Genomic DNA, 18,323 nt, shown 5'->3' with positions numbered 1-18,323 from the left:
GGGACGCTCCTTTTTTTTCAAAGCCAGAATCTTGGCTCTGACAGGAATGTTCAGGAACTTATGACCAGGAAGTCTTTAAGTAGGTAGCGCTCCCGAAGTAGTCAGAAGTCGAATGAACCGCTTTTTGTCCCTTATGCAGAGTATCCCGAAATCTCCCTTTAGAGGCAGCACATTTCTCTTCAGGCCAAGGCACCCCTTAACTCAGGAATGAAATCTAGGAACGGAATCCAGGAATGATATCAGGAATAATGTCAGGTTTGATGGGGCCAGGAATAGAAGATTCAGAAATGGTGGAATTAAAAAAGATGGATTTAACAATGATGGATCGAGAAAAACAAGATAAATTCCGAGCAGTATATAAAACTCATTAAATGAATAAAACGGCTATTTAAAAGTGGACGGATATTCAAGTGAATTACTTTGGGATTGTTGTGTAATATCAGAGCGGTGCATGGGTAGCCCCTTCTGCATTCATTTAGGCAGCTGCAAGATAGCGGGAGTAATTATTCGAGGAGGCTGCCCTTGACAAATACCGGCGTCTGGCCCCGTTATCGGCACAGCATATCGCGGCTAAGGGCTCCCAGCCTGCCACTTGGCGGGCGATGGCATTTTCCCGGTAACAAAATTCATCCAGATACTGCTGCAAATACTTGCCGCTTACCCCGCGGAACGTATCGCATAGCCAACGCTGTGCTCGCCGGAACACAGTATATAATGGACTGTTCTGCTTGACTCGAAATCGCTGGCGGATGATGGAGATCATAGAGTCCGGCGCAGAGATATATTTTTCGATAAAATGATCGCGGCCGCAAGGAAGCAGCAGCTTGCCGGACATGTGCCGCCGATTCACCTGTTTCATTTTATATTGGTATTCCTCTCCGTTCGGAGCCAGCGAGGCTGCCACGATAATCGGTTGCTCCCGCGGACCAAGTTCGACACTCGGATAAAGGCGAGGGCCATTAAAGGCAATAAAGCCATGCACGCGATGTTCGAGTCGCTCCTCTGCATCGGCGCAGCTAGTCGCGGTACGAATTTTATGCAGCATCGCCCATGCTGTCTTGTAAGTAACATTGATAATCGAGCGTAGTCTGACCGCATTAATCCCTTCCTTTGGATTGGAGACGAGCCAAATTGCAGCAAACCATTTCCGCAAAGAGGTTCTACTGCCCTCGAGGATCGTTCCTGCAGTCAAGGATGTCTGATGCCGGCAAGCGCTGCATTCATACAGTGGCAGCCGCCGGGTCCGGATTACATAGGCGCTGGCATGGCAGCAGTTCGGGCAGCGAAAGCCGTGAGGCCATTTCAACGCAAACAGGGTAGGAATGCATGATTCTTCTGTAGGAAATTGATCCATTAACTCCGCTAACGAGCTAAAGTTCGTCCAGACATCCATTACAGCAGCCCCTCCTAATTTGACGCGGTGCAAACATGTGTTCTTATATCATATTACCAAACATATGTTTCCATGTAAAGCGTGTTATTGGAATTGGAATGTTATTTTGTGATAAATCCGCTGCTTGCAGCATTGTCAGTCTACTCAGTGAAATTCATTTTGTTTCAAGCTTAATCAGCCTGAGCACTCGGGAGGATTCGCCGTAATGATGTTGGGGGATCTCTATATATCCTGAATGCTTGGGATACTCATGAAAAGGTTATCGGGTATGCATGAGTGTCCTGAGTGCTTGGGAGATCGGGCGTAAGTTTACCGGGGAATCCCGTTACAAATCCTGAGTGTTTGGGAGGCTCATCGTAATGTGTCAAAAAGCGAAATGTTAAGGCGCAATGCTGAGCGATTGGGAGGGAGATCAAATGAGCACCGGAAGGACATTGAGCAGCCATAAAAAGCATCCGGAGAATCACGAAAGGGTAACCTGACCGACTGGGAGACTGTGCAAAAGACCGCGAGCAGCATGTATACACGGACGGCAAATGAAGGGTACAAGGTTCACAGGTTATGCCAAGAACGGATGAGATTAGAAGATGATCTGAAGGGCGAGGGCTTGTTCATAACCGGTGATAGCTTGTCATACATATGGGATATAAGCAGTCGTTTGTTTAGGGATGTAGGCCTGATTTGGATACAGCAGATATCATTACGTATGCAGAACGATCTCAAGTGCAGGCAGATATCAAGGAAGGGATGAGAAAGCAATGATCGAGGACATTCGTCGTCGGCGGCAAGAACGAATTCGGGAAATCATTAGTCAAGAACAGCGGTTATCCGAGGCGGAGCCACGGCATGAGGCCGGCACGTCCTTCCTGCCCGTCCAGCACACAGAACATGAGCCGCTGATCACTCGCCCTGCCCAGACGACTGCACCTAGGACGATCGAGATTCCCAAAGATAGCGAAGAGATGGGCGGGCGTCCTCCGCTTCGCTTTGACGAGATGGAGATTCTCGCCGCCGCTTCGACTGATCCGGAACGGCTGTGGAAGGCATCGCAGAGGCAATGGCATGAACGCTACGGGTGGGAGCAGGAACGGAAAGGCGGGTTCTGGCGATCGTTCCGCACACGAATTGTGCTGTCCGTCCTGCTGTTCGCCGCCGCTTTCGCGATTTTCCGCTTCCCTGCGGATTGGAATGAGCCGGCGCGGCAATGGATCGGCAGGAGTCTGACCGAGGAAATGGACATGCGCCCGATCGCGGCCTGGTATGAACGGACGTTCTCCGGATCGCCCTCCTTCATCCCGCTGTTCCAAGGGAATCGGAAGGAATCGGCATCCGTCCAAGGGGGACTGTCGCTGCATCCTCCTGTCAAGGGGACGGTGCTGCAGCCGTTCGATATGAACGGCAACGGGATCCGGATTGCTGCCGATACCGGGGCTGCGGCGTATACCGAGGTAATGAGCGTGGCGACCGGACGGGTTACGGAAGTGAATCGCCGGGCCGAGGATGATATCCAGATTACGGTTCAGCATGCTTCGGGCGTGGTCAGCATATACGGCGGGCTTGCCGCCAGCGAAGTGAAGGTGAACGATTGGCTCGAGGAGGGGGAAGTTGTGGGCATGCTGGAGAGTCCGGCGGAAGACCGTACGGCGGCGCTCTATTTCGCTCTCTTGCGGGATGGAGAGTACATTGATCCGACGGATGTGATTGCTTTTGATTAAATGGGGAGGAACCGTCTATACGCTTCATCCTTTGTTCATCCTCCTGCTGGCCATGGCGGCCGTGACGGGTTATATTTTGGAACTCCTTACCCTGTTCGTTATCGTGATTGTCCATGAAATGGGGCATGTCACTGTGGCGCGCATGTTCGGCTGGACGATAACGGAAGTGAAGCTGCTGCCCTTCGGCGGCGTAGCGGAGACGGAAGACGGAAGTCTGGCTCCGGCCTGGCAGGAGTGGCTGGTCATGGCTGCTGGGCCGCTTCAGAACGGTATTATGATCGGACTTGCCCTGTTATTTGAGCAGTGGGGGTGGTGGGGGAGCGCTTGGACGGACGATTTCATTCGAGCGAATGCGTTCATCGGATTGTTCAATTTGCTCCCGGTACTGCCGCTGGATGGCGGGCGCATGCTGCAAGCCGCCGCTTCGTTATGGTTCAGCTATTACAAAACGCTGCTTATCGGGGCCAGAGTCAGCATGGCGGTGAGCGCTGCGATTGCGGTTTACAGCGTCATTCCGCTGTTCACGGGCGGGAAAGTGAATTTGAACCTGCTCATGCTGGGACTCTTTCTTTTGTGGTCCAACTGGGAGGAGTGGAAGAACGTTCCCTACCGTTTTCTCCGCTTCCTGATGGCCCGTCCCGCCCGGCTGCGTAAATGGGAACGGAGCGGTTGCCTTGGCCGGCCGATCGTGGCGGAGAAAGGCTGGCCGCTGTCCGGCCTGTTGCGCTTGCTTCGCCGGGACGAATATCATTTTATTTATGTCATGGACCCGGAAGGGGCGATTAAGCGCATCATTCCCGAACAGCGGGCGATTGATGCCTATTTCGACGAGCCCGGGGGGCAGCGGAAGTGAGCGGCCGGCGCAGCCCAGCTGAGCCCACTTCCGTTTTTCTATTATTTTGATCGGAAAGCAGATGGGTTTGGTATGTTCACTGCCTCCTGCTTCATGTTACAATGGAAGATGACGCGCTGTAGCAGAGGTGATACCATGAAACAAATGATTGTTCACTGCGAGGAACAAGTCACGCAAATGGCATTGTTGGAACATGGTCGGCTCGTCGAATATGCAGTCGAACAAGCCACGGGAACTACGTCGGTCGGAAGCTTTTACAAGGGCCGTGTGGTGAATGTTCTTCCGGGAATGCAGGCTGCATTTGTGGACATCGGTCAGAAGAAGAACGCATTTCTGTATGTTGATGATTGTTTGCACCCGCATTTGGAGAAGCAGCCGAAGCAGAAGCCTCCAATAACCAGCTTGCTTCGAGTTGGACAGGAGCTTATCGTCCAAGTGATGAAGGAGGCGCTGGGGGGCAAGGGCGCCCGTGTGACGACCCATTACTCGCTGCCAGGCCGCTATTCGGTCTATATGCCTAACGCCGATTATATCGGAGTATCCAAGAAGATTGAGCAGGAAGCGGAGCGAACCCGCCTGAAGCAGCTTGCTGAAGAGCTGCGCGAGAACGAGGAAGGCATGATTATCCGCACCGTGGCGGAGGGAGAGTCGCGAGAGACGCTGCATGGCGATATCGAGATGCTCCGTGAGCTGTGGAACCGGGTTACGCTTCGTTCGGCGCAAGCGGAAGCGCCTGCCCTGCTGCACCATGATCTGAACATGGTGGAGCGGCTGGTGCGGGACGCGTTCTCGCGGGATGTCGATCAACTGCTGATCGACAATGTCCGCCAAGCCGAGCGGTTACATACGTTCGTCCGATCGGTTGCCCCTGAATTGGAGAACCGGATTCATACGTATAAGGAAGCGGAGCCGCTGTTCCGGCGGTATCATATCCAAGAACAGCTGGATAAGGCGTTCCAGCGCAAAACTTGGCTGGAAAGCGGCGGCTATTTGGTATGGGATCAGACGGAAGCTTTAACCGTTGTTGATGTGAACACGGGGAAATATACGGGGACAAGCCATCTCGAAGAGACCGTGTATACTACGAATATGGAAGCTGCGGAGGAAATCGCGCGTCTCATCCGTCTGCGGGATATCGGAGGCATCATCATTGTCGATTTCATCGACATGGATACGGAAGAGCATCGCCAACACGTGGTCGAACGGCTGGAGACGATGATGAAGAAAGACAGGACGAAATGTCTGGTCGTCGGCTGGACGAAGCTGGGCTTGCTAGAGCTGACCCGCAAAAAAGTGCGGGAACAGGTGATGAACCAGTTCCTGCAGCCATGTTCCTCATGCGGGGGAAGCGGATGGGAGCCGGCACAAATTCCTAACCGTTAAAGGAACGCAAAAGGTTGTATTTTGTAATCAATTGTGCTACAATCTATAAGTATGTGTCTAGTGAAGTTGCTTACACATGCTGTAACCGCTCCGGACAGGTTCCAAGCATGAGGCTGCGAGCAGCGTCATCACCTGATTTAGGCGAGTCTGAGACATGAGGAGGTGCAACACAATGTATGCAATTATCGAAACTGGCGGTAAGCAGTATAAAGTTCAAGCGGGCGATGTATTGTACATCGAGAAGCTGAACGCTGCAGAAGGCGACAGCGTAACATTCGATCGCGTATTGGCGGTATCGAAGGAAGGCGGCCTCGTTACAGGAACACCGGTTGTATCCGGCGCTGCGGTAACGGCGAAGGTAGAGAAGCATGGAAAAGGCGCGAAAATTGTCGTGTACAAGTACAAAGCGAAAAAGAACTACCGTCGCAAGCAAGGTCATCGCCAACCGTACACAAAAGTAACGATCGAGAACATTCAGGCGTAAGAGGTGCCGGATGATTCACGTTACAGTTAGGCGGAAGCCGGATCGATCTATCGCGGGCTTCTCGATTGAGGGCCATGCGGATTATGCTCCCCATGGAGAGGACATCGTATGTGCAGGTGTCTCTGCCGTGTCGGTGGGCGCAGCCAATGCCATTGAGGTTCTGACTGGCGTTGAACTGGAGTGCGAGATGAAGGACGGCTTCTTGAGCGGAACGGTTCCGTTCATCGAGCGGAAGGACATCGAAGCGCAGGTTCAGCTGCTGCTAGAGTCGATGATCGTTGGGTTGCAAAGTATCGAAGCTTCATACGAATCGTATCTTCAAATAGAAGAACTAATGACAACATAAAGGAGGTAGACAACATGTTGAAACTGAATCTTCAGTTGTTCGCATCCAAGAAGGGCGTAGGCTCCACGAAGAACGGCCGTGACAGTATTTCCAAACGTCTTGGCGTGAAGCGCGCCGACGGCCAAGTGGTTACAGCCGGCAGCATCTTGGTCCGCCAACGCGGCACGAAGGTCCATCCCGGCAACAACGTGGGCATCGGTAAAGATGACACGCTGTTCGCAAAAGTGGAAGGCGTCGTGAAGTTCGAACGATGGGGTCGCGACCGTAAAAAAGTGAGCGTCTACCCGGTGGAAGCTGCACCTGTTGCAGCAGCTGTGGAGAACTAAGACGATAGAAGAAACCCTCGGCTAGTGCCGGGGGTTTTTTTTACCCGGCTGCGGTTCATTTTTCTTGGACGCCCTCCCTTGCGCATGATATACTGAAGATTGGGGAGTTTGTACATAAATGGAAGAATGGAATGATGAACGGGGAGCCGGAATATGAATAGTTTGCGATTGAAGCTAGGAGGCTGCATCGCGGCAGCGGCCGTATGCGCCGTCATTGTCATTGGATGGCCTTTATCATTCACATGGAGATTCGTGCTTATTCTCGTCATGGCGGTGATGCTGAGCCTGTGCGGGTTCTTGTTATACCGGGAAGAGCGGATGCGGCGGAAGCGTGTAGAGCGTTCGCTGGCAACGTCTGCCCTTGAGCTGATGAACCATCAGCGCCATGACTGGATGAATGATCTGCAGTTGGTGTATGGTTACGTTCGATTGAAGAAGTTCGATAAATTGCCGGAATGTGTAGAGACTATAAAAGAGCGAATGGCGGAGGAGAGCCGGATTGCCAAGCTTGGCGTTCCGGAACTAGTGATGTTCCTGATGCAGCAGCGGTTGTCAGGGAGTACGATGCCGCTCCGAATCGAGATGCTGGAACCGGTAGAATTGAACCGGATGGACTTGTCCGTCGATCCGTGCAAGTTGGCCGAGTCGATCATTGCTTCGGTTCAAGCGTTTCGCTTTGCGGGAAAGGCGCATCATGACGGGATGAATCCGCTTAGCGTCGAATTTGCCAAGGAGGACGGCCGGCTCGTCATTCATTATCAATACGAAGGCATCTTATTGAATCCGGATGAAGTGGAATCCAAATTGAAGCATATCGCGTCTGTAGGCGGCCTGCGGCTGGAGCAATCGTCAGCGCAGCAGAACGAAGAGCACGAAGCCTACCGCATTGTCGTGCCTTGCAACGCATAATGGGGTGACAGCATGTTTGTAGATAAGACGAAAATATACGTAAAAGGCGGGGACGGAGGCGACGGTCTCGTCGCGTTCCGCCGGGAGAAGTATGTTGCGATGGGCGGACCAGCCGGCGGCGATGGAGGGCATGGCGGCAACGTCATTTTCCGCGTTGACGAGGGGTTGCGCACACTGGTCGATTTTCGCTACCAGAAGCATTTCAAGGCGAGCCGCGGAGAAAAGGGGCGGAACAAGAGCCAGCACGGCGCCAACGCAGAGCATATGATTGTCCGGGTCCCGCCGGGAACGGTCGTGATCGATGATGATACGCAGGAAGTTATCGCCGATCTGACCCGTAACGGGCAAGAGGTTGTGGTCGCTAAGGGTGGACGCGGAGGCCGAGGAAATATGCGCTTCGCGACCCCGGCGAATCCAGCTCCGGAGCTGGCGGAGCATGGAGAAGAAGGCCAGGAGCGCTGGGTTGTGCTCGAGCTGAAGGTGATGGCGGATATCGGCCTGGTCGGCTTCCCGAGCGTCGGCAAATCGACGCTGCTGTCCGTCGTCTCGGGCGCGAAGCCGAAGATCGGTGCCTATCATTTCACGACGATTACCCCGAATCTGGGTGTCGTCGATATCGGGGACGGACGAAGCTTCGTCATGGCGGACCTGCCGGGCCTTATCGAGGGTGCCCACGAAGGAGTCGGATTGGGACATGAATTTCTGCGCCATATTGAGCGTACCCGGATTATTATCCACGTGGTGGACATGGCGGGAACCGAAGGGCGCGATCCGTTCGACGATTGGGTCAAAATTAACGATGAGCTGAGACAATATAACGAGAAGCTGGCGGAACGCCCGCAGATCGTGGCGGCGAACAAAATGGACATGCCTCAGGCGGAGGAGAACCTGGAAGCATTCCGCGAGCAGGTGCGGGCGCTGAAGGGCGACGAGATCGAGATCATGCCGATCTCCTCCTTGACGAAGCAGGGAATCCAGGAGCTGCTCTACAAGGCAATGGACATGCTGGAACGTCTTCCGGACACGCATGTGGAGGAGGTTGCAGACGTTGAGGAACGCAAAATCTACCGCTACAAGCAGAAAGAAGAGAAGCCTTCCTTCACGATTCGGCGAGAGAATGACACATTCGTCATCGAGAGCGAGGCGATTGAAGGCATGCTGAAGCGGATGCAAATGACATCGCATGATGCGATTCTCCGGTTCGCGCGGACGCTTCGCCGGATGGGGGTAGACGAAGAGCTGCGCAAGCGCGGCGCAGAGGATGGCACCATCATCCGGATCGGCGACTTCGAATTCGAATTCGTCGAAGGCAGCAGCTATTACTGATGACATGAAGGAGACCGCATGCCTTTGAACAGGCATGCGGTCTTTTCGCTGTTATCCCTGCACTGGTGAAGGGATATCATGCGCATCCAGCTTTGCGAGATCTTCCGGACTGAGACGAAGCCGGGCCGCCTGAGCGCTGTCGCGGATTGATTCCGGCCGGGTCGCTCCGGGAATTGGGATCAGCTGCGGGAAGCGGGCCACCATCCACGCCAGCACGATCTGGTATGGGCTCGCCTCATAGGCGATGGCCAGATCTTGGAGAAGCGGATCTTGCCGCAGTCTGGACGATTGCCCCGGGCCGCCGAACGGGCTGTATGCGACGAACAGAATCCGGCGCGATTCGCAGAAGGCTAGCACGTCCGAGGAGCTTCGGTCGAACAAGTGGTAACGGTTCTGGACCGCCGCTACGCCAGCGATGTCCATGGCCGCCTCGCATTCGGCGACCGAGACGTTGGACAGGCCCAGATGCTCGATCTTGCCTTCCTCCTGCAGGCGGCTCAGTTCCCCGAACGATTCCTCGAACGGAACGTCCGGATCCGGGGCATGCAAGTAATACAGCGGGTGCACGTCCCGTCGCTGCAGGGTGAGACTGCGTTCGCATGAGGCCCGAAGCGATCGCGGGTGCGCGCTCCGGATCCAGGCGCCGTCCGGGCGGGCAAGCCCGGACTTGGTGGCAATCACGCACCCGGGGGCTGGCAGTAGCGACTCTCCGAACAACTGCTCGTTATGACCGAGATCATGCTCGTTCAAGCTGTATGTATCTGCCGTGTCGAAGAAAGTGATACCGTTCTCCCAGGCTTCCTTAATCGTCTTCAGGGCATGTTCCCGATCCGGTCTTCCCGGAACGGAGAGCGGAGCTCCGCCGAAGCCGATAGCCGAGATTCGGTAGGGACCCAATTGTCTGTCCTGCAATACTATCCACCTGCCTTCTCATTATTCATCCCGGACGATGATACCGGAAGAACATCGATAGATTTGTACGTCCGTAATGGAAAGAAGTTCCGGATGAAAGCGGTCATCGTCGACTCGTAAAGGGGTGGGGAAGTAGGGTATGCCTTTGTCTTGCTGCACGACATGATATCCTATAATATGGTGCTAACAGTGGCCTTATAGCATGTACAATCCAGTATGAAGCGGAGAAGTGAACAACTGTGGAACCGGGAAACAAACCGTTATACGCTCTCATCATAGATGATATAAAGCGGAAAATAGAAGAGGGGATGTATACTGTCCATCAGCAGATTCCGACCGAAATGGAGCTGGCCGAGCAGTTCGGGGTGAGCCGCATTACCTCCAAGCGCGCCCTGCTTGAGCTGGAACGGAGCGGGTACATTTACCGCAAGCGGGGGAGCGGCAGCTTCGTCAAGGAACGGGCCTGGGACAAGGAGCCCTACCTTGGCGGCACAACCAGTGCGCCGCAGCGGATCATCTCGATGATCCTGCCTTATATGGCGGCGAATGGACATTTGGATTACATGAGAGGGGCAACAGAATATTTGGAGAGCAAGGGATATTATTTGAGCATTCATTGTACAGACTGGAATCCGGAGAAGGAGAAGGAACTGCTGACACGCCTTCCGAAGCATGGATTTTCGGGCATCATTTTATATCCGATCAGCTCCATCCACAACATGGAGGTCCTGAATCTTCAATACATCGACCAATATCCGATTGTGACGATGGACCAATATTACGACAGCATTCCGGTACCGAGTGTCTGTTCCGATAATTTCCGGGGCGGATATATCGCGGCCCAAAGATTGATTGAGCTGGGGCATCGGCGCATTGCCTTCGTGTCAAGCATCGGAATCGAGTACCGGAGTTCGGTTCGCGATCGCTATTTCGGCTACTGCCAGGCGCTGAAGGATGGCGGCCTTCCAAGCGATGCCAAGTTGGTCATCACCGATTTCTACCGGCAGGTAAACGGGGAGAATAAGGAAGCATTCTACGCGGAAATGATTCAGATTCTCCTGGCTAGAAAAGCGACGGCGATTCAAGCCGAGCATGACGAACTGGCGCTTGAGCTGCTGAGAGTGTGCTTGGGCTCGAATATCCAGGTGCCGGACCAGCTGTCGCTCATCGGATTCGACGATGAGGAAGTGTCGCGGCATTTCGAAGTTCCGCTCGCGACGGTGCTGCAAAACAAATACGAGATTGGAAGGTGGGCAGCGGAAGCGGTCATTGATCTGATCGAAGAGCGGAGGCTGGGGGAGAAGCGGATGCTTGTCCCGATTATGCTGCAGGAGAGGCAATCGATTGGCCCCTTCGCTGGCGAGCGAATATTGTTGTAAGCGGAATCATGACGGTGTGGAAGCCACAAGCCTTTTACAGAACAGCCAGGGAAATGGTTGAACATGTAAAAGGCTCTTTGTGATGCCGTGAAAAAATTTCATTGGAAACGAAGGAAAAGGCATTGATTTGATTCAAATTCGTGTATAATGAATCCAATTTCAATTGTTGACTCATCTCCTATTGCCAATTCGCATACGAATCCGCTATAATGTCCTCTATAGGAAAACAAAAGTCTTTTTACGGAGGACTGAAAATGGCAGAGCGATACTACTTGGTACGGGAAGATATTTTACCGGATGCGGTGGTGAAGACGGTACGGGCGAAGCAGCTGCTTGCCGCCGGAGAGGTCAAGACCGTTCACGAGGCTGCGGAGCGGGTCGAGCTGAGCCGCAGCGCGTTCTATAAATATAAAGACGGCATCTTTCCGCTCAACCAGTTGGAGCGGGAGCGTATCGTGACGATTTCGCTTGATTTGGAGCACCGCTCAGGCATCCTCTCGAAGGTGCTTAGCTCGGTGGCCGTGTTCGAGGGCAATGTGCTCACGATCCACCAGACGATTCCCCTTCAAGGCATGGCGAACGTGGTTCTTTCGGTGGAGACATCCCTTATTGCCGAACCGTTCGGCATGATGCTTGAAACGCTGCGCGACATTTCGGGCGTGAAGCGGGTACAGGTTATCGGGCAAGGATAAGGCGGGCCGCTTGCCGGCGCAGGCAGTGAACGCCGGACATGAGCGGGTGGCCCCCGGACATAATATTTCTTTTTCAATACACATAGACAGATTGCGTCATGCGAAGGGGAGGAACGAGATGAAGCCAATCAAAGTAGGACTATTGGGGCTGGGCACCGTAGGTACAGGTGTCGTTCGAATTGTTGAAGGTCATCAGGAGGATCTGGCAAGCCAGGTCGGCTCGCCGATTCAGATCGGGAAGGTGCTCGTCAAAGATGTGAGTAAGTCCCGCAGTATTCACGTGCCGGATCATCTGCTCACCGAAAATGCTTGGGATATTATCGACGATCCGGAAATCGACGTGGTCGTCGAAGTGATGGGCGGCATTGAGCCGACCAAGGAGTATCTGATGGAAGCGTTGGATCGGGGCAAGCATGTCGTTACAGCGAACAAGGACCTGATCGCGCTCCACGGGCGCGAGATCAAGGCGAAGGCGAAGGAGAAGCGCTGTGATGTGTTTTACGAGGCGAGCGTCGCCGGCGGCATTCCGATCATCCGCACGTTGATGGAAGGCTTCTCTTCCGACCGGATTACCAAGATTATGGGTATCGTCAACGGGACAACCAATTATATTTTATCGAAAATGAGCCAGGAAGGGGCCGGCTACGAAGAGGTGCTGCGGGAAGCGCAGCAGCTTGGCTACGCCGAATCGGATCCGACCTCGGACGTGGAAGGCTTGGACGCGGCGCGTAAGATGGCGATTCTCGCGACGCTAGGGTTCCATGCGGACGTCGCTTTGGAAGACGTAGAAGTGAGAGGCATCTCCCGGATTAAGAAGGAAGATATCGCTTTTGCCAAAAAACTGGGTTATGAAATGAAGCTCCTTGGCATTGCAGAACGGCAGGATGATCAGATCAGTGTCGTCGTCCAGCCGACGATGGTCAGCACAGCGCATCCGCTCGCTTCGGTGAACGGCGTGTTCAATGCGGTATATGTGTACGGGGAAGCCGTGGGTGAGACGATGTTCTACGGACCGGGCGCCGGTGAGATGCCGACCGCCACCTCGATCGTAGCGGATCTGGTCGCCGTCATTAAGAACATGAAGCTCGGCGTCAACGGACAGCGCGCCTTGACTCCGTACAAGGAGAAGAAGCTCAAATCCGATGAGCAGATTGCTTATAAAAACTTCGTTCTGCTTCACGTCGAAGACAAGGCAGGAGTGCTCGCGCAAATTACGCAACTGTTCGCCGAGTACGATGTGAGCCTCGATTCGGTTGTGCAGCAGCCGAATCCGAACAACCCGGATGCCGAGATTATCATTATTACGCATTACGCCAGCCGGGCGAGCATGAATAAGGTGTTTGAGCATTTCGAGCAGCTGTCCGTCATCAAGTCGATTAAGAGCGCTTATCGGGTCGAAGGTTGATCGAGCAGCTCCATATCATAGGTTGAAACCATACGCAAAGAGGGGAAAAAGACATGAGATATATGGGATTGCTGGAGACCTACAAGCGCTATTTGCCGGTTAACGAAAATACGCCCATGCTGACGCTGCATGAAGGCAATACGCCGCTTATCCGGGCGGAGCGTCTGTCCGAGGAGCTCGGGCTGAATATGTATTTGAAATATGAGGGCTTGAATCCGACCGGATCCTTCAAGGATCGAGGCATGGTCATGGCTGTAGCGAAGGCGATGGAAGAAGGCAGCCGCACGATTATGTGCGCCTCGACCGGCAACACGTCGGCGGCCGCAGCCGCCTATGCCGCCCGGGCCGGACTGAACTGCATCGTGCTGATCCCGAACAATAACATTGCGCTTGGCAAGCTGGCTCAAGCGATGATCTACGGTGCCAAGGTGATTGCAATCGAGGGCAACTTCGACCGGGCGCTGGAGATTGTGCGCGAGATTACGGCCAAGCACCCGATTACGCTCGTCAATTCGGTCAACCCGTACCGGATCGAGGGACAGAAGACAGCCGCCTTTGAGGTGTGCGATCAATTGGGGGCCGCGCCGGACGTGCTCGCCATTCCTGTGGGCAATGCGGGCAATATTTCCGCTTACTGGAAAGGATTCAAGGAATATCATGCGGCAGGTCATACGGACCGCCTGCCGAAGATGGTCGGCTTCGAAGCGGAAGGCGCCATGGCGATTGTGAAAGGCGAGCCGATTCCGAACCCGGAAACGTTGGCGACCGCCATTCGCATCGGCAATCCGGCGAGCTGGAAGACCGCTGTCGAAGCGGCAGAGCAATCCGGCGGTCAGATTAATTACGTGACTGACGATCAGATTATCGAAGCGTATCAGCTGCTGGCGGCGAGAGAAGGCGTCTTTGCCGAGCCGGCCTCGGCGGCTTCGGTAGCCGGCGTGATGAACCTGCACCGGGAAGGGTACTTCACTGGAGGAGAATCGGTCGTATGCGTGTTGACCGGACATGGACTCAAGGACCCGAATATCGCCATCCAGACGGCAGCGAAGGAACCGCTCGTCGTGCCGGACACAGAGGAAGCGGTCATGGCGGCGATTCGTCAGCTAGAGGGTGAACAATAATGTGGAAGGAAGAGGGCGTGCTCGTGCGCGTGCCTGCCAGCACGGCTAATCTTGGCCCCGGGTTCGATACGCTGGGCATGGCGCTCGAGCTGCATTTGTGGGTCGCGATGAAGCCGGCGGAGCAGATGCGAATTCGCCTTCACGGTTCGGAGCTTCACGGCCTTCCTGCCGATGAGCGCAATCTGATCTACCGGACGGCTCAAGCGGCATTCCGGGAAGCGGGAGTGGAAGAGCGCCCGCTCGCCCTTGACGTCTATAGCGAGATCCCGCTGACGCGCGGGCTGGGCAGCAGCGCCTCCGCCTTGATCGGCGGGCTTGCCGCCGCCAATTGGCTCATCGGGCAGCCGTTGACGGATCAACGGCTATTCGATATGGCGACGGCCATCGAGCGTCATCCGGACAATGTGGGGGCATCTCTATTCGGCGGAATTATCACGGCCATGTGGGATGGCGAGCAGGCTCGTCATATACGGCTCGATCCGCCCGCTGGCCTCGGAACAGTGGTGGCCGTTCCTCAATTCGAACTTGAGACGAAGAAGGCGCGGCATGTGCTGCCGGAGCGCATCGACATGGCGGATGCGGTATACAATATTAGCCGTTCCTCCGTTCTCGTCGCAGCACTGGCCAGCGGAAGGACGGAGCTGCTGGCGGAAGCGATGCGAGACCGGCTTCATCAGCCGTATCGGGCATCGCTCATCCCGGGCATGCCGGGAATATTGGAGGAGGGGGTCCAGCACGGAGCGCTTGGCATGGCGCTGAGCGGCGCGGGCCCGACGCTTCTTGCCTTCGTGGACAACCGGAATGGGCAGGATTCACTGCAAGCATATATGAAGCAAGCGCTTCGCGACCACGGGGTCGAGTCCCGGGTTATGCCGCTCGGCATTAGCAAGGAAGGAGCCGTGCGCTGCGGAGTGTGGGACGATATGGCGGCGGTCGTCGCTGAGCGTGCCGATTCATCACGATAGAAGGAGTTAACTCATTATGGCTAGAATTGCGCTTTTGCCTGAAGGTTCCGTGTCGCATGAGGCCGCGGTCCATCTCGTCGGGGAGCAGCATCAGTATGATCACTATGCCTTGATATCGGACGTATTCCTGTCGACCGCCCAGGGCAAGACGGATTACAGCGTCATTCCGATCGAGAATACGATCGAGGGCTCGGTGAATCTGCATATGGATTGGATTGTCCATGAGGTGGACATTCCGTTCCAGGCGGAATGGTTCTATCCGTCGATCCAAAATATTATCGGACGCCGCGCGGAAGTCGAAGGAGACTGGTCCCGGGTCGTCAAGGTGATGTCTCACCCGGTCGCAATGGCGCAATGCATGAACTTCATCCGGACGTATCTGCCGCATGCCGAGCTGGAGCATACGGGAAGCACCGCCGAAGCCGTTCATAAGGTCAAGCAGCATCCCGGCAGCGGCTGGGTGGCGATCGGAACGACCCTGGGAGCGCGTACCCACGGTCTCGATGTACTTGCATCGGAAGTAACGGATCATAATAATAACTATACGAGGTTCGTTCTTATCGGCAAGGAGCCGCTGAACCTGGAGCGTTCTGGCAAGCCGAAGACCACGATCCTGGTCACGCTGCCGGAGGATTACCCGGGTGCGCTGCACCAGGTGCTGTCCGCCTTTGCATGGCGGCGCATTAACTTGTCGCGGATTGAATCGCGTCCGACGAAGCGCCGGCTCGGCAACTATTATTTCTATATCGATGTGGAAATGGGGCTGAACACGGTGCTGCTGCCTTCCGCTTTCGCGGAAATTGAAGCGATTGGCTGCCAGGTTCGCGTCCTCGGATCGTACCCAAGCTATGCATTTGAACAAGCTGTACCCAAGTAGGGACAATATATGGAGGTGCTTTTGCCATGTCGCAATGGATATACTTGAACGGACAATATGTCACCAAAGAAAATGCAACGATTTCAGTATATGACCACGGTTTTCTGTACGGGGACGGGATATTTGAAGGTATCCGCGTCTATAGCGGCAATATATTTAAATGCCGCGAGCATCTGGAGCGGCTGTATGACTCGGCGAAATCGATTATGCTTGACATTCCGCTGCCGCTGGAAGAAATGCAGGACGCGATGGTGGAGACGATTCGGCGCAATGAGCTGCGTGACGGATATATCCGGCTCATCGTCTCCCGCGGAGCCGGCAATCTCGGCCTCGATCCGCGCCGTTGTCCGCAGGCGAGTGTCATTATTATTGTCGAGCAGCTCGCCATTTATCCGGAGGAAGCTTACCGCAACGGGCTGCGCACCGTCTCGGTGTCCCAGCGCCGCAATATCCCGGATGCCTTGAATCCGAAGATCAAATCGCTGAACTATTTGAACAATATTCTCGTCAAAATTCAGGCGAACCTGGCTGAGGTCGGGGAGGCGATTATGCTGAACGCACAAGGGTATGTCGCCGAAGGCTCCAGCGATAATATTTTTATTATCAAAAAAGGCGTCGTCTACACCCCTCCATGCTACTTGGGCGCGCTGGAAGGCATTACGCGGGCGGCGATTATGGAATTATGCGGCAAGCTGGGCTATACGCTCAAGGAAGAACCGTTCACTCTCCACGATGTGTATGTCGCGGATGAAGTGTTCTTCACGGGAACGGCCGCCGAGGTCATTGCTGTACGTGAGGTTGACGGTCGCATCATTGGTACCGGGCAAGCCGGTCCGATGACGTTGAATCTGCTCAAGCATTTCCGTGAGCTCGTGACGCAGGATGGCGTCAAGGTATACGAATAAAGGCTATATCTGTGAAGCAGACAACTCCTCTCTGAACATCGGGGAGGATTTTTTTGTATGAAGGGATGTCAAACGCCCATCATCTGCATAGGATGTAGTAATTGATCCTAGGGCAAGTGTCCCGTAGCAAGAGGATGATGAACGTTTGGGAGGTTACAACACGTGAAAATCCATATTGTCAAGAATGGCGAGTCGTTATATTCCATTGCGAAAAAATACGATGTTCCTTTAGAGGAATTAATCAAGATGAACCCGCAGCTGAAAGACCCGAATGAGATCGACGTCGGGATGAAGATTAAAGTTCCTTCCTCCAGCCACCCGCAAACAGGGCACGAAATCGTGCATAAGCATGTGGTCAAGGAAGGGGATACGTTATGGAAGCTGTCGAAGGCATGGGGCGTTCCTTTGCAAGAGATGATTGAAGCGAATCCGCAATTGAAAAATCCAAATGTTCTCGTGATCGGGCAAGTTGTCAATATTCCGAAGGTGTCGGCAATGACGCCGCCTTCATCGGATTCTATGCCGATGCATCACGGCAAAGGCGAGATGACGGCACCGAAGTCCAAGGAAGAGCTGACCGTGCCGAAGCCGATAGCGGAAATCATGCCGCCCAAAGCGGAACTGACCAAGCCTAAGCCAGAAGTTACGGTGCCGAAGCCGAAAGTCGAGATTACTTTGCCGAAGTATGAACTCGAATTTGAAATGGAAAAAGTGGAGTATGTCAAGCCGGAAAAACCGAAGCATGAATATCCGATCTGTCCTCCGGCGCCAACGCTGCCGATTCCGGCCCCGCCGATTCTGGAATGCCCGGAGCCTCCTGCCATTCTACCGTTCATGGAAGAACAGCCTAAGCCATTTTATTCTTGTTGCCCTGAGCCATTTGCTCCGGTCAAAGAAATACCGTGCGGCTGCGGAGAACACCACTATCCCCACCCATTCGCCCACTATCCGCTACCGGCAGCGGAGTTTGTTGCTCCTGCGGCAGTGCCACCGGTTTTTGCGGACTGTTCGCCTTGGCAGACGTCTCCTATGATGCAACTGCCGCATGTATGCGATGGCGGTTATCCAATGATGCCGTATGCGCCTTCTTCGGGGCAGCCTGTATTTGTCTCTCCAGGCGCCATGTCGGATCTTGCGCCGGCCGAGTGGTCGCCTTCCATGCCGGGTAATCATGAGATGGAGCACGAGAAATGGCACCCGCATCACGGAATGGGCGAGCACGGGAAATGGCATCCGCATCACGGAATGGGCGAGCACGGGAAATGGCACCCGCATCACGGAATGGGGGAGCATGAGAAATGGCATCCGCATGACGGAATGGGCGAGCACGGG

Annotated in this window: 19 protein-coding genes and 1 other annotated feature; of the genes, 17 read left to right on the top strand and 2 right to left on the bottom strand. The window is 54.5% G+C overall.

Annotated elements, in window-relative coordinates; all coding sequences use genetic code 11:
* Window positions 1-233: 233 nt before the first annotated feature.
* Entirely contained in the window at window positions 234-371 is a 138-nt protein-coding gene (locus DQX05_RS31225) for a hypothetical protein (protein ID WP_182914948.1), read from the top strand.
* 104 nt (window positions 372-475) lie between these two features.
* Here DQX05_RS31225 and DQX05_RS28605 read toward each other — a convergent pair whose 3' ends face one another.
* Window positions 476-1,393: a transposase gene (locus tag DQX05_RS28605; protein WP_119796664.1), complete on the bottom strand. Its 918-nt coding sequence runs from the start codon at window positions 1,391-1,393 to the stop codon at window positions 476-478.
* Window positions 1,394-2,151: 758 nt separating this feature from the next.
* Between DQX05_RS28605 and DQX05_RS28595 the strand changes: the two genes are divergently transcribed.
* The 8 genes from DQX05_RS28595 (at window position 2,152) to obgE (ending at window position 8,735) form a co-directional block, all read left to right on the top strand.
* The gene (locus DQX05_RS28595) at window positions 2,152-3,108 is read left to right on the top strand and encodes a M23 family metallopeptidase (RefSeq protein ID WP_119796662.1); all 957 of its coding nucleotides are present in this window, start codon (window positions 2,152-2,154) and stop codon (window positions 3,106-3,108) included.
* Window positions 3,101-3,961: a M50 family metallopeptidase gene (locus DQX05_RS28590; protein WP_119796661.1), complete on the top strand. Its 861-nt coding sequence runs from the start codon at window positions 3,101-3,103 to the stop codon at window positions 3,959-3,961. Before DQX05_RS28595 ends, DQX05_RS28590 begins: the two co-directional genes overlap by 8 nt.
* Before the next feature lie 135 nt (window positions 3,962-4,096).
* Window positions 4,097-5,344, top strand: coding sequence for an Rne/Rng family ribonuclease (locus tag DQX05_RS28585; RefSeq protein WP_119796660.1), 1,248 nt, complete (start codon window positions 4,097-4,099; stop codon window positions 5,342-5,344).
* Between the two features lie 73 nt (window positions 5,345-5,417).
* Window positions 5,418-5,503 (top strand) — a sequence feature (ribosomal protein L21 leader region).
* A gap of 13 nt (window positions 5,504-5,516) precedes the next feature.
* On the top strand, window positions 5,517-5,828 hold the full coding sequence (gene rplU / locus DQX05_RS28580) for a 50S ribosomal protein L21 (protein WP_119796659.1): 312 nt from the start codon (window positions 5,517-5,519) through the stop codon (window positions 5,826-5,828).
* 10 nt (window positions 5,829-5,838) lie between these two features.
* Window positions 5,839-6,174: a ribosomal-processing cysteine protease Prp gene (locus DQX05_RS28575; protein WP_119796658.1), complete on the top strand. Its 336-nt coding sequence runs from the start codon at window positions 5,839-5,841 to the stop codon at window positions 6,172-6,174.
* A 14-nt stretch (window positions 6,175-6,188) separates the two neighbouring features.
* On the top strand, window positions 6,189-6,500 hold the full coding sequence (rpmA, locus tag DQX05_RS28570; protein WP_006284685.1) for a 50S ribosomal protein L27: 312 nt from the start codon (window positions 6,189-6,191) through the stop codon (window positions 6,498-6,500).
* Between the two features lie 153 nt (window positions 6,501-6,653).
* Entirely contained in the window at window positions 6,654-7,409 is a 756-nt protein-coding gene (locus DQX05_RS28565) for a Spo0B domain-containing protein (protein WP_119796657.1), read from the top strand.
* Between the two features lie 12 nt (window positions 7,410-7,421).
* Window positions 7,422-8,735, top strand: coding sequence for a GTPase ObgE (gene obgE / locus DQX05_RS28560; RefSeq protein WP_119796656.1), 1,314 nt, complete (start codon window positions 7,422-7,424; stop codon window positions 8,733-8,735).
* Between the two features lie 51 nt (window positions 8,736-8,786).
* Here the strand turns inward: obgE and DQX05_RS28555 are convergent, their stop codons facing one another.
* Entirely contained in the window at window positions 8,787-9,647 is an 861-nt protein-coding gene (locus DQX05_RS28555) for an aldo/keto reductase (protein WP_119796655.1), read from the bottom strand.
* A 239-nt stretch (window positions 9,648-9,886) separates the two neighbouring features.
* Between DQX05_RS28555 and DQX05_RS28550 the strand changes: the two genes are divergently transcribed.
* The 8 genes from DQX05_RS28550 to DQX05_RS28515 form a co-directional block, all read left to right on the top strand.
* Window positions 9,887-11,026 (top strand): GntR family transcriptional regulator, encoded by a 1,140-nt coding sequence (locus tag DQX05_RS28550; protein ID WP_119796654.1) that lies wholly within the window; start codon window positions 9,887-9,889, stop codon window positions 11,024-11,026.
* A gap of 254 nt (window positions 11,027-11,280) precedes the next feature.
* A complete protein-coding gene (locus tag DQX05_RS28545) occupies window positions 11,281-11,718 on the top strand; it encodes an ACT domain-containing protein (RefSeq protein ID WP_119796653.1) in 438 nt (145 codons plus the stop codon).
* Between the two features lie 118 nt (window positions 11,719-11,836).
* Complete coding sequence (locus DQX05_RS28540) at window positions 11,837-13,123, top strand: homoserine dehydrogenase (RefSeq protein ID WP_119796652.1); 1,287 nt, start codon at window positions 11,837-11,839, stop codon at window positions 13,121-13,123.
* A 53-nt stretch (window positions 13,124-13,176) separates the two neighbouring features.
* Window positions 13,177-14,244: a threonine synthase gene (gene thrC / locus DQX05_RS28535; RefSeq protein WP_119796651.1), complete on the top strand. Its 1,068-nt coding sequence runs from the start codon at window positions 13,177-13,179 to the stop codon at window positions 14,242-14,244.
* Entirely contained in the window at window positions 14,244-15,209 is a 966-nt protein-coding gene (thrB, locus tag DQX05_RS28530; RefSeq protein WP_119796650.1) for a homoserine kinase, read from the top strand. Before thrC ends, thrB begins: the two co-directional genes overlap by 1 nt.
* Window positions 15,210-15,225: 16 nt before the next feature.
* Window positions 15,226-16,086, top strand: coding sequence for a prephenate dehydratase (gene pheA, locus DQX05_RS28525; RefSeq protein WP_119796649.1), 861 nt, complete (start codon window positions 15,226-15,228; stop codon window positions 16,084-16,086).
* Between the two features lie 26 nt (window positions 16,087-16,112).
* Window positions 16,113-16,991 (top strand): branched-chain-amino-acid transaminase, encoded by an 879-nt coding sequence (ilvE, locus tag DQX05_RS28520; protein ID WP_119796648.1) that lies wholly within the window; start codon window positions 16,113-16,115, stop codon window positions 16,989-16,991.
* A gap of 162 nt (window positions 16,992-17,153) precedes the next feature.
* On the top strand, window positions 17,154-18,323 hold a 1,170-nt coding region (locus tag DQX05_RS28515), incomplete at its 3' end, for a LysM peptidoglycan-binding domain-containing protein (protein WP_119796647.1).

The sequence above is a fragment of the Paenibacillus thiaminolyticus genome (assembly GCF_003591545.1).
Taxonomy (GTDB): domain Bacteria; phylum Bacillota; class Bacilli; order Paenibacillales; family Paenibacillaceae; genus Paenibacillus_B; species Paenibacillus_B thiaminolyticus_A.
Note: the sequence above shows the minus strand (reverse complement) of the source record. Positions and strands in the feature narration are given on the sequence as shown.

Excerpts from the sequence above, each read along its gene's own strand:
- DQX05_RS28595 (WP_119796662.1), top strand. The coding sequence starts at position 2,152 with ATGATCGAGGACATTCGTCGTCGGCGGCAAGAACGAATTCGGGAAATC.
- rplU (WP_119796659.1), top strand. The coding sequence starts at position 5,517 with ATGTATGCAATTATCGAAACTGGCGGTAAGCAGTATAAAGTTCAAGCG.
- DQX05_RS28565 (WP_119796657.1), top strand. The coding sequence starts at position 6,654 with ATGAATAGTTTGCGATTGAAGCTAGGAGGCTGCATCGCGGCAGCGGCC.
- rpmA (WP_006284685.1), top strand. The coding sequence starts at position 6,189 with ATGTTGAAACTGAATCTTCAGTTGTTCGCATCCAAGAAGGGCGTAGGC.
- DQX05_RS28585 (WP_119796660.1), top strand. The coding sequence starts at position 4,097 with ATGAAACAAATGATTGTTCACTGCGAGGAACAAGTCACGCAAATGGCA.
- DQX05_RS28545 (WP_119796653.1), top strand. The coding sequence starts at position 11,281 with ATGGCAGAGCGATACTACTTGGTACGGGAAGATATTTTACCGGATGCG.
- obgE (WP_119796656.1), top strand. The coding sequence starts at position 7,422 with ATGTTTGTAGATAAGACGAAAATATACGTAAAAGGCGGGGACGGAGGC.
- pheA (WP_119796649.1), top strand. The coding sequence starts at position 15,226 with ATGGCTAGAATTGCGCTTTTGCCTGAAGGTTCCGTGTCGCATGAGGCC.
- DQX05_RS28575 (WP_119796658.1), top strand. The coding sequence starts at position 5,839 with ATGATTCACGTTACAGTTAGGCGGAAGCCGGATCGATCTATCGCGGGC.
- thrC (WP_119796651.1), top strand. The coding sequence starts at position 13,177 with ATGAGATATATGGGATTGCTGGAGACCTACAAGCGCTATTTGCCGGTT.
- DQX05_RS28540 (WP_119796652.1), top strand. The coding sequence starts at position 11,837 with ATGAAGCCAATCAAAGTAGGACTATTGGGGCTGGGCACCGTAGGTACA.
- DQX05_RS31225 (WP_182914948.1), top strand. The coding sequence starts at position 234 with ATGATATCAGGAATAATGTCAGGTTTGATGGGGCCAGGAATAGAAGAT.
- DQX05_RS28605 (WP_119796664.1), bottom strand. The coding sequence starts at position 1,393 with ATGGATGTCTGGACGAACTTTAGCTCGTTAGCGGAGTTAATGGATCAA.
- ilvE (WP_119796648.1), top strand. The coding sequence starts at position 16,113 with ATGTCGCAATGGATATACTTGAACGGACAATATGTCACCAAAGAAAAT.
- thrB (WP_119796650.1), top strand. The coding sequence starts at position 14,244 with ATGTGGAAGGAAGAGGGCGTGCTCGTGCGCGTGCCTGCCAGCACGGCT.